Raw genomic sequence first — 14,454 nt, forward strand, 5'->3', positions numbered from 1 at the left:
CCGTGACCGACCGCCGACCGACCGTCGTCCTCGTCCAGAACTCCCCGCACAGCGGCCCGGGCCGCCTGCCCGGCTGGCTGGAGGCGGACGGCGCGGCCACCGCCGTCGTGCAGGGCGCGGACCTCGTGGAGCAGGTCCCGTCGCTCGCCGCCGGCGGGGCCGCGGCGCCCGACGGCGTGGCCGGCCTCGTGCTGCTGGGCGGCGGCCTGCTGCCCGACGAGGACGAGCGGGCGCCCTGGCTGCCGCACGAGCGCGCGCTCGTCGCGGAGGCGCTCGACGCCGGCGTCCCGGTGCTGGGCATCTGCCTGGGCGGGCAGGTGCTCGCGCACGTCACGGGCGGCACGGTGACGGGCCGGTCGGGCGAGACGGAGAAGGGGCTCTGCCCCGTGCGCCTGCTCGACGACGCGGCCGACGACGCCCTGCTCGGCCCGCTCGGGGCACTCGCCGAGGGCGGCGAGGTCCGCATGGTCGAGAGCCACGTCGACTCGATCACGGGGCTGCCGCCGGAGGCCGTGCACCTCGCGACGAGCGATGCGTGCGGCGTCCAGGCCTTCCGCGTGGGCGACGTCGCGTGGGGGCTGCAGTTCCACCCCGAGGCGGCGCCGGAGCGCATCGGCACCTGGGACGCGGACGAGCTCGCCGAGCTCGGCTTCGACCGCGACGCACTGCTCGCCGCCGCCCTCGAGCGGGCACCTGAGAACGAGAAGCAGGCCCGCGCCCTCGCGTCCGCGTTCGCCGCCGTCGTCCACGCCCGCTGTGAGCGCGATCTCGGGGACCGTTCGCCGAGCGATAGTCCCCGAAATCGCGCCCACAACGATGCGGGGGTGCGGTGATGGTGAGCACGGGCACGCACTCGGACGGCGTCCCGGTCGTCGCGTACCAGGTGCGGCGGGCGGGCGGCGAGGTGCTCGCCGAGCGCGACGCGGACGCGCCGTTCTACGCCGCGTCGACCGTCAAGCTGGCCGTGCTGGTCGCGGCGGCCCGGGCGCTGGACGCCGGCGAGCTCACGCTCGACGAGGAGGTGGCCAGCACCGACACGTTCCGCTCCCAGGTGCCGGGCGAGCCCGACTACCGCATCGAGCCCGACGACCTCGACCCGGGCATGCCGCCGCCGGGCACCTTCATGCCCGTGGGGCTGGTGGTCGAGCGGATGATCGTCGTGTCGTCCAACGAGGCCACCAACATGGTGATCGACCTCGTCGGCCTCGACGCGTGCAACCGCGCCCTGGCCGACGTCGGCGCCGCCGGCAGCGTCGTCGGGCGCAAGTACAGCGACCTGGCGGCCGAGGCCCGCGGCGACTCGCACCGCACGACGCCCGCCGACCTGGCGGCGCTGATGTCCGGCGTCGTCACCGGGGAGCTCGCCGGGCCGGAGCGCACCCTCTGGATGATCGACCTGCTCGCGCGCCAGACCGACCGGCAGCTCACGGCCGCCGTGCCCGAGGGCGTGCCGTACGGATCCAAGTCGGGCTGGGTGGACGGCATCCGGCACGACGTCGCGTTCGTCGGGACGCCCGGGCCGGGCGCCCTGGTGATCGCCGTGTGCACCCGCGGCTACGACGAGGCGCACGCGGAGGAGGCGCTGCGGGCGCTGGGCTCCCTCGCGATCACCCTGGCGGAGGACCGCTAGGCGCCGTCGGCGGCGGGCCGGGCCGACGCCACCCACATCGCCGCGGCCATCGTGGCGAGCACGCCCGCGACGAGGGCCAGCGGCACCGTCCACCCGAGGGACGCCTCGTGCACGGCGCCCATCACGGTCGGGGCGAGCACCGCGCACCCGTAGCCCGCCGTCTGCACCACCGCCGACGACCGTCGCGCGACCGCGACGCCGGGGCTGCGCTGCGCCACGAGCGTGAAGATCACGGTGAAGTTGCCGCCCTGGGCGGCGCCCGCCAGCCCCACCCACAGCCACCACAGGCCGGGCGCCAGCAGCAGCCCGAGCGGCAGCGAGATCCACATCGCCGCCATCGCGACCGCGACCGAGCGGGCCGAGAGCCCGCGCGAGAACGCCGCCGGCACGAGGAACGACCCCAGCACCGCGCACAGCTGGAACGGGGCCGCCGCGCTGCCCGCGCCGGCGGCGCTCATGCCGAGCCGGTCGTGGAGGATCTCGGGCAGCCACGCCGTCACCGCGTAGTAGCCGAAGGCCTGCCCCGCGAACGCCACCGACAGCAGCACGACGAGGCGCCGGACGGCGGACCTGGCCTTCGGGTCGAGGGCGTCGAGCTCCGCGCGCGCCGACGGGGGCCGGACGCGGACACCGCCCTCCCCGCGCGGTGCCGCGGCCCGGCCCCGGGCGGCGAGCCGCCGCCCGGCGGGCACCCAGGCCGCGATCGCGACCACGGCGAGCACTCCCCACCCCGCGAGCGCCCACTGCCAGCCGAACGCCGTCGCGAGGGGCACGGTGAGCATGGTGGTGAACGTCGACCCGAGGTTCATCGTCGCGCTGTACGCGCCCGTGACCGCGGCAGCACGGCGGCGGAAGTCGCGGGTGATGACCACCGGCACCGCGACGTTGCCGATCGTGATCGCGACGCCCAGCACCGCGCTGCCGGCGAGGGCCGCCGGCACGGAGCCCCCCGAGCGCAGCAGCGTCCCGGCGAGGATCCCCGCCATCGAGACGCCGAGCGACAGCTCCGGGCCCGCGCGCGCGACCAGCACCGACGCCAGCGGCGTGCACAGCGCGAAGCAGAGCACCGGGACCGAGGTGAGCAGGCCCGCGCCCGCGGACGTGAGGCCGAGCGACGCCGCGACGTCGTCGACCACGGGGGGCAGCGACGTGATGGGGGCGCGCAGGTTGAGCGCGACGAGCAGCAGCGCCGCCAGCAGCAGGCCGGCGCGGGCGCCGTCGTCGCGGGCGGAGGGGGAGGGGTAGGACGTCACGCGGCGGGCATCTCCGGGATCATTCGTCGAACTGCGCGACGACGGTGCGCAGCAGCGCGGCGAGCTGGGGGCGCACGGCGGCGGGCAGCGCGTCGAGCACGCGCGCCTCGACGTCGAGCAGGTCGCTCATCGCCGCGTCGACCCGCTGCCGGCCCGCGGCGGTGAGCTGCACGAGCACGCCGCGGCGGTCGGACGGCGCGCGGTGGCGCTCCACCAGCCCGCGCTCCTCGAGCCGGTCGATGCGGTTGGTCATGGTGCCACTCGTCACGAGGGTCTGGGCGACGAGGACGCCGGGGGACAGGCGGTACGGCTCGCCGGCGCGGCGCAGCGCGGACAGCACGTCGAACTCCCACGTCTCCAGGTCGTGCCGGGCGAACGCCCCGCGCCGCGCGCGGTCCAGGTGCCGCGCGAGCCGGCTGACCCGCGAGAACACGGTCAGCGGCTCGACGTCCAGGTCCGGGCGCTCGCGGCGCCACGCGTCGACGATCCGGTCGACCTCGTCGGACCGTGCCTCCACATCCATGCGCCGAGACTACTCCCGGTCTCTCGACGTCAAGAATCTTGATGGGTGTGATCTCGTGCCGAGGATCGAACTACCTCGGCCCGGGCTTCGGGCGCAGGGTGAGGGCCGCGACGACGGCGACGACGACGGCGACGGCGGCGGCGACCAGGAACGCGGTGTGCACGCCCGAGACGTAGGCGCCCTCCGCGGCGCGGACCGCGACGGCGTCCAGGCCCGTGGGCACGGAACCCTGCGCCAGGCCCTGGAGCGCACGGTCGTCGAGACCGAGCCCGGCGGTGCCGGCGTGGACGTTCGCGGCGACGACCGCGGACATCACGGCGGTGCCGAGCGCGCCGCCGATCTGGATGCACGTGGACTGGAAGCCACCCGCGACCCCCGCCAGGTGCACGGGCGCGGACCCGACGATCGCCTCCGCTCCGGCGGTGATCGTCATCCCGGTGCCCATCGCGAGGACGACGAACGCGACCGCCATGACGCCGTACGGCGAGCCGGCCGACGAGGTCAGCAGCACCAGCAGGCCCACGGCGGTGAGTCCGAGGCTCAGCGTGCCGGTCGCGCGCGTGCCGATCCGTGCGACGAGCAGGGCGCCGGCCGGGGCGGACACGATCGAGACGGCGGACATCGGCAGCAGCATCAGTCCGGCGTCCAGCGCGGTGGCCCCGCGCAGGTTGATGAAGAACATCGGCAGGATGAACGTCGAGCCCATCAGCACGAAGAAGTTCGCGGCGATCATCAGCCCGCCGGTGCCGACCGTCGTCCCGCGGAAGAGCGACAGCGGCAGCAGGGCGTCGCCGGTGCGCGCCTCGGTGCGGGCCTCCAGGGCGACGAACCCGACGATGACGAGGACGCCGAGCGCGAGCAGGCCGAGGGTGTGCGCGTCGCCCCACCCCCAGGTCTCGGACTGCACGATGGCGAAGACCGTGGCGACCAGCCCGAGCGCCAGCACGACGACGCCGCGCAGGTCGAAGCGGCCCGTGACGGGGAAGCTCGTGCGCGGGAGCAGGCACAGCCCGTACCCCAGGCCGATGACGGCGACGGGAACGTTGACGAAGAACACCGACTGCCAGCCGAGCGACGCCTCGAGCGCGCCGGCGAGCGTCGGGCCCACGGCGATCGCGATCGAGGAGACGCCGCCCCAGATCCCCACGGCCATGCCGAACCTCTCGCGCGGGAAGGTGGCGCGCAGCATCGCGAGGGTCTGCGGCATGAGGATGCCGGCCGCGACGCCCTGCACGACGCGGAACGTGATGAGCCCCGCCGCGGTGGTCGAGAGGCCGATGGCGACCGAGGCCAGCGTGAAGAGCACGAGGCCGCTCAGGTACAGCGTGCGGTGGCCGTACCTGTCGCCGAGCTTGCCAGCCAGGATCAGGGTGACGGCCAGCCCGAGGAGGTAGCTGTGCGTCACCCACTGCAGCTGGACGAACGTGGTGCCGACGTCGGCGGCGATCGCGGGGTTGACGATCGAGACGACGGTAGCGTCCAGGCCGACCAGGAACAGCCCGAAGGCGACGCCGACGAGCGTCAGCGCGGGGCGTCCGCGCAGCGCTCGTCGCTCGGGCGGGGACGCGGTGGCGTCGGGGGCGAGGGCGGGGGCGCTGCTCACGGGAGCTCCTTGGGGTGGGTGCGTGCGCGGTCGGGGGCCGGACGGCGCGGGCAGAGGAACGCCCGGGGCGCGGCCCGGGCGACAAGTGATTATGAAACTATAACTATGTCGCCAGCCTAGGATCGGGCCATGCCCGACGAGACGATCGTCACGCCCGACCTCGCCGACCTCGCCGACGTCCTCGTCGAGCTGGCCCGCCACCTGGACGTCCGTGCCCCGGAGCTGCGCGACATCGTGCCGCTCACCGGGACGGAGGTGGCCGTGATCCGCGAGGTCCACCGCACGCCGCGTCCGACGCCGTCGCGCATCGCCCTCGCGACCGGGCTCGCCCGCAGCAACGTCAGCGCCGCCCTGCGCACGCTCGAGGCGCGCGGGCTCGTGCTGCGCGAGCACACCGAAGGCGACGGGCGCACGGTCCGGCTGGTCGCGACCCCGCTGGCCGACGAGCACCTCGCCCGCATCAACGCGTTCTGGGCCCGCCGACTCGGAGCCGTGCCGGACGACGTCCGTGACGCCGCTCTCCGCGCGTTGCCGGCCCTCGGCGCGCTCGCCGAGGCCCTCGTCGAGCCTCGCGCGCAGGAAGCCTGAACTACCTCGGCAGGGCTGGTACTACCTCGGCACAGCCGGTACTACCTCGGCACGGTTCGTACCACCTCGGCCTCAGGCGGGCTCGAGCCGGACGACGACGGCCTTGGACACGGGCGTCCGGCTCGTCTCGGCCGTCGCGCCCAGCGGGACGAGGACGTTCGCCTCCGGGAAGTAGGCCGCGGCGCACCCGCGCGCCGTCGGGTAGGCGACGACGCGTTGCCCGCGCAGCACGCGGTCGACGCCGTCGTGGTACTCGCCGTGCACGTCGACGGTGGTGCCGTCCGCGATCCCGAGCGCCGCGAGGTCGTCGGGGTTGACCAGCACGACGGAGCGCCCGCCCTTGATGCCCCGGTAGCGGTCGTCGCGGCGGTAGATCGTGGTGTTGAACTGGTCGTGCGAGCGGATGGTCTGCAGCAGCAGGCGCCCGGGCGGGCACTCGACGGGCGCGAGCTCGTTGACGGTGAGGTGGGCGCGGCCGTCGTCGGTGGGGAAGGTGCGCGAGTCGCGCGGGCCGTGCGGCAGGCGGAAGCCGTTCGGCCGCCGCAGCTGGGCGTTGTAGTTCTCGCAGCCCGGGACGACGTGGGCGATGTGCTCGCGGATCACGTCGTAGTCGCGCTCCATCGCCGCCCAGTCCACGGGGCGGTCCGGCGAGCCCTGCCCGCCGGGGCGGGCGCCGAGGACGGCGCGCGCCAGCCGCGTGACGATCGAGACCTCCGACAGCAGTCCCGGCGCGACCGGCTCGACCTTGCCGCGCGACGCGTGCACCGCGCAGACCGTGTCCTCCACCGACACGAACTGTTCCCCCGACGCCTGCCGGTCGACGTCGGTGCGCCCCAGGGTGGGGAGGATGAGCGCCTCCCGGCCGACGACGGCGTGGGACCGGTTGAGCTTCGTCGAGATCTGGACGGTGAGGTCGGCTCTGCGGACCGCCGCCTCCGCGGCGCCGGTGTCGGAGATCGCCCCGACCAGGTTGCCGCCGAGGGCGACGAGCGCCTTCACACGCCCGGCCGCCATCGCCTCCACCGTGCCGACGGCGTCGAGGCCGTGCTCACGGGGAGACGAGATGCCGAACTCGGAGTCGAGCGCGTCGAGGAAGGTGTCCGGCATCTGCTCCCAGATGCCCATCGTGCGGTCGCCCTGCACGTTGGAGTGGCCGCGGATGGGGGAGGCGCCCGCGCCGGGGCGGCCGATGTTCCCGCGCAGGAGCAGCAGGTTGACGATCTCCTTGATGGTGGGGACGGCCTTGGTGTGCTGGGTCAGGCCCATCGCCCACGTGACGATGACGCGCTCGGCGCGGAGGTACCGCTCGGCGAGTTCGTCGATCTCGGCGCTGGTGAGGCCCGTCGCCGCCAGCACGGCGTCCTCGTCGAGGTCGGCCAGGTGCGCGGTGAGCGCCTCGAGGCCCGAGGTGTGCTCGGCGAGGAACTCGTGGTCCAGGACCGTGCCGGGGGCGGCGGCCTCGGCGTCGAGCACCCGCTTCGACACCGCCTGGAGCAGGGCCATGTCGCCGCCGAGCCGGATCTGGAGGAACTGGTCGGCCAGCCCGGTGCCCCGGCCCGCCAGCCCGCGCACGGTCTGCGGGTTCTTGTACCGCTTGAGCCCCGCCTCGGGCAGCGGGTTCACGGCGACGATGGCGGCGCCGTTCTCCTTGGCCTCCTCCAGCGCGGTGAGCATGCGCGGGTGGTTCGTGCCGGGGTTCTGCCCCATGATCACGATGAGGTCGGCCTGGGCGAAGTCGTCGTAGGTGATCGTCGCCTTCCCGACGCCGATCGTCTCGCCCAGCGCGGCGCCCGTGGACTCGTGGCACATGTTGGAGCAGTCGGGCAGGTTGTTGGTCCCGAAGGCGCGTACGAACAGCTGGTAGACGAACGCGGCCTCGTTGGACGTGCGCCCGCTGGTGTAGAACGACGCCTGGTCGGGGGAGTCGAGGGCGTTCAGCCGGTCCGCGACGATCGCGAACGCCTCGTCCCAGGAGACGGGCACGTAGTGGTCGGACCCGGCGGCCTTGTGCACCGGCTCGACCAGCCGCCCCTGCTGGCCCAGCCAGTGCTCGGTGCGGGTGAGCAGGTCGGAGACCGGGTGCTCGGCCCAGAACGACGGCTCGACGACGAGCGGCGTCGCCTCCCACGTGACCGCCTTCGCGCCGTTCTCGCAGAACTCGGCGGGCTTGCGCCGGTCCGGGTCCGGCCAGGCGCAGCTCATGCAGTCGAAGCCCTCGCGGTGGTTCATCGACAGCAGCAGGCGCGCCGTCCGCGTGGGCCCCATGTCGCGCAGCGCCGGGACCAGCGCGTGCACGATGCCGGGCACCCCGGCCGCCCAGGTCTTCGGCGGGCGGACCTCCTCGGGCTGGGGCTCCCGTGGCTCGCCCCCGTCCCGGACGTCCTCCGGCTGCGGTGTGGTCATGCGGCGTCCCCTCTCCGGTCGCGGCGCGCGCGAGCCTCGTCGTGCCCGTCGCCGGGCCCTGCCCTCCCTGCGTCCCCGTCCTGCTCGGCCCAGTCCTGCTCGACCACGCGGTGCTCGCCGGCGTAGACCACGAGCGTCGGGTCGCGCACGAAGCCGACGAGCGTCAGCCCGGCGGAGTCCGCGAGCTCCGCGGCGAGCGACGACGGCGCCGAGACGGCGGCGAGCACCGGCACCCCGGCCATGACGGCCTTCTGCGTGAGCTCGAAGCTCGCCCGCCCGGACACCACGAGCACCGTGCCGCGCAGCGGCAGCATCCCGGCCGCGGCGGCCCAGCCGACCACCTTGTCGACGGCGTTGTGCCGGCCGACGTCCTCGCGCACGACCAGGGCCTCGCCGGTCGCGGCGTCGAACAGCCCCGCCGCGTGCAGCCCGCCCGTGCGGGCGAAGACGTCCTGCGCGGCGCGCAGCCGGTCGGGCAGGGCGGCCAGCAGGGCCGCGTCCACTCGGACGGGGTCGTCGGCGACGCCGAACGCGCTGCGGGTGAACACCGCGTCGATCGACGCCTTGCCGCACAGGCCGCAGGCGCTGGAGGTGAAGAACTCCCGGGCGAGCGCCGGGTCGGGCGGGGCGACGCCTGCGGCCAGCGCGACGTCGAGCACGTTGTACGGGTTCTCGACCGGGGCCGCCGGGCCGGGCGCGCAGTAGCGCGCGCCGGCGACCTGCGCGCCGTCGGTCACGACACCCTCCGAGACGAGGAAGCCGGTCGCGAGCTCGACGTCGTGCCCCGGGGTGCGCATCGTCACCGCGTACGAGCGCCCTCCTACACGGATCTCCAGCGGCTCCTCGCCGGCGAGCAGGTCCTCGCGGCGCGCGGCGCGGCCGCCGATGGTGACGCGCCTGACGCGGCGTCGGACGGTGACGCGGGTCATACCCGCAGGCCTAGCAGACCCCCGCGCCGGGCACAACGGCAGCCGGGCGACGCGGCCCGCGCTCGACCTGCCGGGGACGCGCGACGCGCCTACGGTCGGGGGACCGGCTCAGACCGGGCCGGCCGTGTTCAAGGAGGAGCACCATGGCAGACACGAATCGCGCGGTCGCGTACAAGGGGCCCGGCGAGGTCGACGTCATCGACATCGACTACCCGACGTTCGAGCTCAAGGACGGCCCCGGGGTGAACCCGGCCAACGTCGGCCGGCAGGTGCCGCACGGCGTGATCCTGAAGACCGTCGCGACGAACATCTGCGGCTCGGACCAGCACATGGTCCGCGGCCGCACGACGGCGCCGAAGGACCTCGTGCTGGGCCACGAGATCACCGGCGAGGTCGTCGAGGTGGGCCGGGACGTCGAGTTCGTCCAGGTGGGCGACCTGGTCTCCGTGCCGTTCAACATCGCGTGCGGACGCTGCAAGAACTGCAAGGAGCGCAAGACCGGCATCTGTCTCAACGTGAACCCCGACCGCCCGGGCAGCGCGTACGGGTACGTCGACATGGGCGGCTGGGTCGGCGGGCAGGCCAACTACGTGCTGGTGCCGTACGCCGACTGGAACGTCCTGAGGTTCCCGGACAAGGACCAGGCGCTCGAGAAGATCATGGACCTGACGATGCTGTCCGACATCTTCCCGACGGGGTTCCACGGGGCGGTGACCGCGGGCGTAGAGGTCGGCTCCACCGTGTACGTCGCGGGGGCCGGGCCGGTGGGGCTCGCCGCCGCCACGGGGGCGCTGCTGCTGGGCGCCGCCGTCGTGATCGTCGGCGACATGAACGCCGACCGGCTGGCTCAGGCGCGCTCGTTCGGCTGCGAGACCGTGGACCTCACGAAGGGCGGGCCGGTCGAGCAGATCGAGCAGCTCCTCGGCGTGCCCGAGGTGGACTGCGGCATCGACGCCGTCGGCTTCGAGGCCAAGGGGCACGGGGCGGACTCGGACCACGAGGCCCCGGCCACCGTGCTCAACTCGCTCATGGACCTCACGGCCGCGGGCGGGGCGCTGGGCATCCCCGGCCTGTACGTGACCGGCGACCCGGGGGGCATCGACGAGGCCGCGCAGAAGGGCTCGCTCTCGCTCAGCCTGGGCACGGGATGGGCCAAGTCGCTCGCGTTCACCACCGGCCAGTGCCCGGTGATGAAGTACCACCGCGGGCTGATGCAGGCGATCCTGCACGACCGGGTGCAGATCGCGAAGAACGTCAACGCGAAGGCGATCACCCTCGACCAGGCCCCGCAGGGGTACGCCGAGTTCGACGCCGGCGCCGCGACGAAGTACGTCATCAACGCGAACGGCTACCTCGACGGCAAGTGACCTGTCAGGGCCAGAGCCACGTCTCCGGGGCCCTGGTCCTGACAGCTCGTCGGTCAGGCGTCGTCGTGGGCGCGCAGGAAGCCGTCGACCAGCGGAGGAGCTGCGTGGCGCCCCGCGGGCGCTCGTCGACCTCGTCGCGGCGCTGTTGCGTGAACGGGGTGACGGCGCGGGTCCGGGGTCAGCGGGACTTCGTCAGCTCCGGCTTCTTCACCATCCCGGACAGCCCGTTCCAGGCGAGGTTGGTCAGGTGTGCGGCGACCTCGGCCTTGTCGGGGCTGCGTGCGTCGAGCCAGTACTGCCCGGTGAGGGCGACCATGCCGACGAGCATCTGCGCGTAGAGCGGCGCGGCCTTGCGGTCCAGGCCGTTCGCCTTGAACTGGTCGCCGAGGATGTGCTCCACCAGGGTGGCGACGTCGCCGATGAGGCTGGAGAACGTGCCGGTGGCCTGGGCGACGGGGGAGTCGCGCACCAGGATGCGGAAGCCGTCCTCCGACGCCTCGATGTAGCCGAGCAGGGCCAGCGCCGTGCGCTCCACCAGGACCTTCGGGTGGCCGCCCTCCTCGAGCGCGCCGGTCAGCGCGGACGTCAGGGCGCGCACCTCGCGGTCGACGACGACGGCGTAGACGCCCTCCTTGCCGCCGAAGTGCTCGTAGACCACCGGCTTGGAGACCTCCGCGCGCGCCGCGATCTCCTCGACGCTGGTGCCGTCGAAGCCCTTCTCGGCGAACAGGCCGCGGCTGACCGCGAGCAGCTGCTCGCGCCGCTGGCTCGCCGTCATCCGGGCGCGCGGCGGACGCTTGGACGCGCGGGAGTCGGTGGGCATGGGGTCATTGTGCCTGGGCGTGCCGCCGGGACGCGAGGACGGCGCGCACCGCCGGCACCGACCACGCGGCGGCGGCCGCCGGGAACGCCAGCACGACGGCGGACAGCAGCACCATCACCGGGTACTGCCAGACCAGCAGGTCGGCGAGCCAGTACGTCGCAAGCGCGACGACCGACGCCCAGGCGGCAGGGACCGTGAGCACGCCGAGGACCAGCGCGACGCCCAGGAGCGACTCCAGCAGCGGCATCACCACCCCGAACAGCCCGGGAGCCGCACCCAGGACCAGGTCCGTGAAGGCCTGGAAGAAGCCGGGCACCCGGGGGTTGCTCGCGGCGCCGTCGACGACGAACCCGATGTCGGCCGCGCCGAACCCGGCCCGGTACTTGACGAACCCCTCGTGCAGCCACAGCAGGCCGAGGGCCACGCGGGCCGCCCCGGCGAGGGCCGGGGCGACGCGCGCCGAGGTGGTGGTCGCCTCGCGGGGCACGGCGGCCGTCACATCAACGTCGCCGCGCCGAACACGGCCTTGGCCTTGTCGCAGTGCACGACGACGTCGGTGTAGCCGTCCATGCCGTCCATGCCGTCCATGCCGTCCCCGCCGTCCATGCCGTCGATCGTGAACGTCTGGTTGGCCTCGTCGAACGCGACCTCTCCCAGCTCCGTGCCGGCCTCGACGGCCGCCTCGTCCGTGCCCTTCGCGAGGTAGAGGTGCAGGTCGGGGCCCTCGTCGGAGGAGAAGTCGGAGAGGGTGACCGTGTCGCCCTCGACCGTGACCGTGCCCTCGACGCTCTTGTCGTTCATCCCGGCGAACGTCCCGTGCTGCGCCATGGCGCCGTCGGACTGCATGTCGTCGGACTGCATGTCGTCGGACTGCATGGAGTCGGTGGCGGCGGGCGTCATGTCGTCGCCGGAGCCGGCGCCGTCGTCGGCGCCGCACGCGGTGAGGGTGAGGGCCAGGGCGACGAGCCCGGTGGTCGCGAGTGCCTTCGCACGCATGAGGGTGTCCTGTCGTCTCGGGGATGGAACACCCCGAGACAAGCACCGCGACCCCGGCCGCGGGCCGTTTCTTTCAGAGGTGTAAGGACAGCCCGCGCGGTGCGGTGCCGTGCGTAGGGTCGGTCCATGAGCAGCGGCAGGGCGCGGGTGATGGTCGTGGAGGACGACGCGGCGGTGCGGACCGTCGTCGGCGACTACCTGCGGGCCGGTGGGTACGACGTCGACCTGTACAGCGAGGGCGAGAGCGCGCGCGAGGCGCTGCGGGCCGACCTCCCGGACGTGCTGGTCGTGGACCGCATGCTGCCCGGCGTCACCGGCGACGACCTGTGCCGCGAGGTGCGCCGCACCTCGGACCTGCCGGTGATCATGCTCACCGCGCTCGGCGCCGTCGAGCAGCGGATCGCCGGGCTGGAGCGCGGGGCGGACGACTACGTCACCAAGCCGTTCGCGCTCAAGGAGCTGCGGCTGCGTGTCGACGCGCAGCTGCGGCGCCGGGCGCCGGCCGCCCCGGCGGACGCGTTCACCGTCGGGGACTTCCGCATCGATCCCGGCCACCGCCGGGCGTGGCGGGGCGGCGAGGAGATCGCGCTCACGACCCGCGAGTACGAGCTGCTGCTGTACTGCGTGCAGCGCCCCGACCAGGTGCTCGCGCGCGACGACGTCCTGGGCGAGGTGTGGGGGTGGAGCTTCGGCGACGCGTCCACGGTCACGGTGCACGTGCGGCGGCTGCGGGAGAAGATCGAGCCCGAGCCCCGCTACCCCGTGTACCTGCGCACCGAGTGGGGCGCGGGGTACCGGTTCACGCCGCGAGGGGACGCCCGATGACCGCCGGGCCAGGGGAGCGCTGATGTTCGACGGCATGCTCGGGCTCGCCGACGTCGGGCTGATCGTCCTGACCACGGTGGTGTGCACGGCCCTGGTGACCGCCCTCGCCCTGGTCGTGCTGCGCTGGAACCGGCGCGGGCCGGTCGCGTCCCAGATGGCCGTCGTCGTGGGCGCGGCGGTCGCCTCGATCGTCGCGTCGGTCGTGGCGGTCATGGTGGAGATGTTCATCTCGGCGCACGACCTGGTCGTGCTGACGGCGGTGATCGTCGTGGCCACCGTCCTGAGCCTTGCCGCGGCGTGGCTGACCACGAGCCGGGCCGTGCGCCGGTCGGTGGGGACGCTCACGCGGTCGGCGCGGCGGATCGCGGACGGCGACGTCGTCGCGCCCGCCGCGGCCGGCTGGAAGGAGTTCGACGACCTGCACGCCCAGCTCGTCGACACCTCCGAGCGGCTGGCCCAGGCGCGCGCCGAGATCGACCGGCTCGACGCCGCCCGCCGCCAGTTCTTCGCCTGGATCTCCCACGACCTGCGCACCCCGCTCGCAGGGATCCGCGCCATGACCGAGGCGCTCGACGACGACGTCGCGCCCGACCGGGACGCGTACGTCCGGGCCATCCGCGGCAAGGTCGACACCGTCACCGCGATGGTCGACGACCTCTTCGAGCTGTCGACCCTGCAGAGCGGCACGCTGCGACTGCAGCGCGAGCTCGTCGTCCTGCTCGACCTCGTCTCCGACGCCGTCGTCGACGTGCAGGCCGCCGCCGCGGGCCGCGGCGTGCGCATCGCGCAGTCCGGGATCGAGGGACACCTCCTGTGGGCCGACCCGCGCGAGCTGACGCGCGCGATCGGCAACCTGCTCGCCAACGCCGTCCGGCACGCCCCCGCAGGCACCGAGATCCTCGTCTCCGCGCACACGAGGGACGACGACCACCTGGTGGTCAGCGTGCTCGACCACGGCAGCGGCGTGGACGTCGCAGACCTGGGCCACCTGTTCGACGTCGGCTGGCGGGCGAACGACGCCCGGACCGCCGACGCCCCCGAGGGCGGAACAGTCGACGGGCAGGTCGGCGGCCACGGCGCCGGTCTCGGCCTCGCGATCGTGCGCGGCATCGTCGAGGCGCACGGCGGGTCGGTCACCGCGGCGCACGTGCCCGACGGCTTCGAGCTCGCCGTGACGTTGCCGCGCGGCGAGGCCCCCGCCGGGGCCCGCGCCTGAGCTCCTGCGCGTGCCGGGTGTGGCGCGTGCCACGGCGCCCGGGGACGCCGAGGGGCGGGACGCGTGCCGGGGCGGTGGTGCGGACCTGGCAGACTGAGGACGGACGCCCGACGGTGCCGCGCCTGCTGGGGCGTGAACCCGGCCCGGGGGCCCGATCCGCCTTGGTGTAATCGGCAGCACAGAGGTTTTTGGTGCCTTTGGTCCAGGTTCGAGTCCTGGGGGCGGAGCTCGGCACCATCGACAGAGCACACCCGAGAAGAGACGGAGCACTCGTGGTCTCGACAGGACCGGACGCCGC

The 14,454-nt window shown here is 74.2% G+C and carries 14 protein-coding genes and 1 tRNA gene; 7 read left to right on the forward strand and 8 right to left on the reverse strand.

What is annotated here, in order from left to right; all coding sequences use genetic code 11:
- Nucleotides 1-2 precede the first annotated feature (2 nt).
- Both ACQP6G_RS11460 and ACQP6G_RS11465 read left to right on the forward strand, forming a co-directional pair.
- Nucleotides 3-833, forward strand: a complete 831-nt coding sequence (locus ACQP6G_RS11460) for a type 1 glutamine amidotransferase (protein WP_429764448.1) — start codon at nt 3-5, stop codon at nt 831-833.
- Nucleotides 833-1,630 (forward strand): serine hydrolase, encoded by a 798-nt coding sequence (locus ACQP6G_RS11465; RefSeq protein WP_429764646.1) that lies wholly within the window; start codon nt 833-835, stop codon nt 1,628-1,630. Before ACQP6G_RS11460 ends, ACQP6G_RS11465 begins: the two co-directional genes overlap by 1 nt.
- Here ACQP6G_RS11465 and ACQP6G_RS11470 read toward each other — a convergent pair.
- The 3 genes from ACQP6G_RS11470 to ACQP6G_RS11480 all read right to left on the reverse strand — a co-directional run bounded on the left by ACQP6G_RS11470 (nt 1,627) and on the right by ACQP6G_RS11480 (nt 5,009).
- Complete coding sequence (locus ACQP6G_RS11470) at nt 1,627-2,883, reverse strand: MFS transporter (protein WP_429764449.1); 1,257 nt, start codon at nt 2,881-2,883, stop codon at nt 1,627-1,629. The two genes, ACQP6G_RS11465 and ACQP6G_RS11470, sit on opposite strands and share 4 nt — an antisense overlap.
- Before the next feature lie 19 nt (nt 2,884-2,902).
- Entirely contained in the window at nt 2,903-3,406 is a 504-nt protein-coding gene (locus ACQP6G_RS11475; protein WP_429764450.1) for a MarR family winged helix-turn-helix transcriptional regulator, read from the reverse strand.
- Between the two features lie 70 nt (nt 3,407-3,476).
- Nucleotides 3,477-5,009 carry an MFS transporter gene (locus ACQP6G_RS11480; protein ID WP_429764451.1) on the reverse strand — a complete coding sequence of 511 codons (1,533 nt, stop codon included), beginning with the start codon at nt 5,007-5,009 and terminating at the stop codon, nt 3,477-3,479.
- 129 nt (nt 5,010-5,138) lie between these two features.
- On the opposite strand from ACQP6G_RS11480, the gene ACQP6G_RS11485 reads away from it, so the two are divergent.
- On the forward strand, nt 5,139-5,597 hold the full coding sequence (locus ACQP6G_RS11485) for a MarR family winged helix-turn-helix transcriptional regulator (RefSeq protein ID WP_429764452.1): 459 nt from the start codon (nt 5,139-5,141) through the stop codon (nt 5,595-5,597).
- A gap of 72 nt (nt 5,598-5,669) precedes the next feature.
- Here the strand turns inward: ACQP6G_RS11485 and ACQP6G_RS11490 are convergent, their stop codons facing one another.
- Both ACQP6G_RS11490 and fdhD read right to left on the reverse strand, forming a co-directional pair.
- Nucleotides 5,670-8,000 carry an FdhF/YdeP family oxidoreductase gene (locus tag ACQP6G_RS11490; protein WP_429764453.1) on the reverse strand — a complete coding sequence of 777 codons (2,331 nt, stop codon included), beginning with the start codon at nt 7,998-8,000 and terminating at the stop codon, nt 5,670-5,672.
- The gene (fdhD, locus tag ACQP6G_RS11495; protein WP_429764454.1) at nt 7,997-8,929 is read right to left on the reverse strand and encodes a formate dehydrogenase accessory sulfurtransferase FdhD; all 933 of its coding nucleotides are present in this window, start codon (nt 8,927-8,929) and stop codon (nt 7,997-7,999) included. The genes ACQP6G_RS11490 and fdhD overlap by 4 nt, the downstream gene beginning before the upstream one ends.
- Before the next feature lie 143 nt (nt 8,930-9,072).
- Between fdhD and fdhA the strand changes: the two genes are divergently transcribed.
- A complete protein-coding gene (gene fdhA, locus ACQP6G_RS11500) occupies nt 9,073-10,296 on the forward strand; it encodes a formaldehyde dehydrogenase, glutathione-independent (RefSeq protein ID WP_429764455.1) in 1,224 nt (407 codons plus the stop codon).
- Nucleotides 10,297-10,474: 178 nt separating this feature from the next.
- On the opposite strand, the gene ACQP6G_RS11505 is transcribed toward fdhA, so the two are convergent.
- The 3 genes from ACQP6G_RS11505 to ACQP6G_RS11515 are packed head-to-tail and all read right to left on the reverse strand — an operon-like array spanning nt 10,475 to nt 12,115.
- The gene (locus ACQP6G_RS11505) at nt 10,475-11,074 is read right to left on the reverse strand and encodes a TetR/AcrR family transcriptional regulator (RefSeq protein ID WP_429764647.1); all 600 of its coding nucleotides are present in this window, start codon (nt 11,072-11,074) and stop codon (nt 10,475-10,477) included.
- A gap of 49 nt (nt 11,075-11,123) precedes the next feature.
- On the reverse strand, nt 11,124-11,606 hold the full coding sequence (locus ACQP6G_RS11510; protein WP_429764456.1) for a hypothetical protein: 483 nt from the start codon (nt 11,604-11,606) through the stop codon (nt 11,124-11,126).
- 8 nt (nt 11,607-11,614) lie between these two features.
- A complete protein-coding gene (locus tag ACQP6G_RS11515; RefSeq protein ID WP_429764457.1) occupies nt 11,615-12,115 on the reverse strand; it encodes a DM13 domain-containing protein in 501 nt (166 codons plus the stop codon).
- Between the two features lie 126 nt (nt 12,116-12,241).
- On the opposite strand from ACQP6G_RS11515, the gene ACQP6G_RS11520 reads away from it, so the two are divergent.
- The 3 genes from ACQP6G_RS11520 (at nt 12,242) to ACQP6G_RS11530 (ending at nt 14,383) form a co-directional block, all read left to right on the forward strand.
- Nucleotides 12,242-12,940, forward strand: coding sequence for a response regulator transcription factor (locus ACQP6G_RS11520; RefSeq protein ID WP_429764458.1), 699 nt, complete (start codon nt 12,242-12,244; stop codon nt 12,938-12,940).
- Nucleotides 12,941-12,962: 22 nt separating this feature from the next.
- Nucleotides 12,963-14,156: a sensor histidine kinase gene (locus ACQP6G_RS11525; protein ID WP_429764459.1), complete on the forward strand. Its 1,194-nt coding sequence runs from the start codon at nt 12,963-12,965 to the stop codon at nt 14,154-14,156.
- A 155-nt stretch (nt 14,157-14,311) separates the two neighbouring features.
- Nucleotides 14,312-14,383: transfer RNA gene (locus ACQP6G_RS11530), tRNA-Gln, on the forward strand.
- The last annotated feature ends 71 nt before the right edge of the window (nt 14,384-14,454 follow it).

Source organism: Isoptericola nanjingensis (assembly GCF_050311635.1).
GTDB classification, from domain to species: Bacteria; Actinomycetota; Actinomycetes; order Actinomycetales; family Cellulomonadaceae; genus Isoptericola; species Isoptericola nanjingensis.

Excerpts from the sequence above, each read along its gene's own strand:
- ACQP6G_RS11465 (WP_429764646.1), top strand. The coding sequence starts at position 833 with ATGGTGAGCACGGGCACGCACTCGGACGGCGTCCCGGTCGTCGCGTAC.
- ACQP6G_RS11475 (WP_429764450.1), bottom strand. The coding sequence starts at position 3,406 with ATGGATGTGGAGGCACGGTCCGACGAGGTCGACCGGATCGTCGACGCG.
- ACQP6G_RS11485 (WP_429764452.1), top strand. The coding sequence starts at position 5,139 with ATGCCCGACGAGACGATCGTCACGCCCGACCTCGCCGACCTCGCCGAC.
- ACQP6G_RS11490 (WP_429764453.1), bottom strand. The coding sequence starts at position 8,000 with ATGACCACACCGCAGCCGGAGGACGTCCGGGACGGGGGCGAGCCACGG.
- fdhD (WP_429764454.1), bottom strand. The coding sequence starts at position 8,929 with ATGACCCGCGTCACCGTCCGACGCCGCGTCAGGCGCGTCACCATCGGC.
- fdhA (WP_429764455.1), top strand. The coding sequence starts at position 9,073 with ATGGCAGACACGAATCGCGCGGTCGCGTACAAGGGGCCCGGCGAGGTC.
- ACQP6G_RS11505 (WP_429764647.1), bottom strand. The coding sequence starts at position 11,074 with ATGACGGCGAGCCAGCGGCGCGAGCAGCTGCTCGCGGTCAGCCGCGGC.
- ACQP6G_RS11515 (WP_429764457.1), bottom strand. The coding sequence starts at position 12,115 with ATGCGTGCGAAGGCACTCGCGACCACCGGGCTCGTCGCCCTGGCCCTC.
- ACQP6G_RS11520 (WP_429764458.1), top strand. The coding sequence starts at position 12,242 with ATGAGCAGCGGCAGGGCGCGGGTGATGGTCGTGGAGGACGACGCGGCG.
- ACQP6G_RS11525 (WP_429764459.1), top strand. The coding sequence starts at position 12,963 with ATGTTCGACGGCATGCTCGGGCTCGCCGACGTCGGGCTGATCGTCCTG.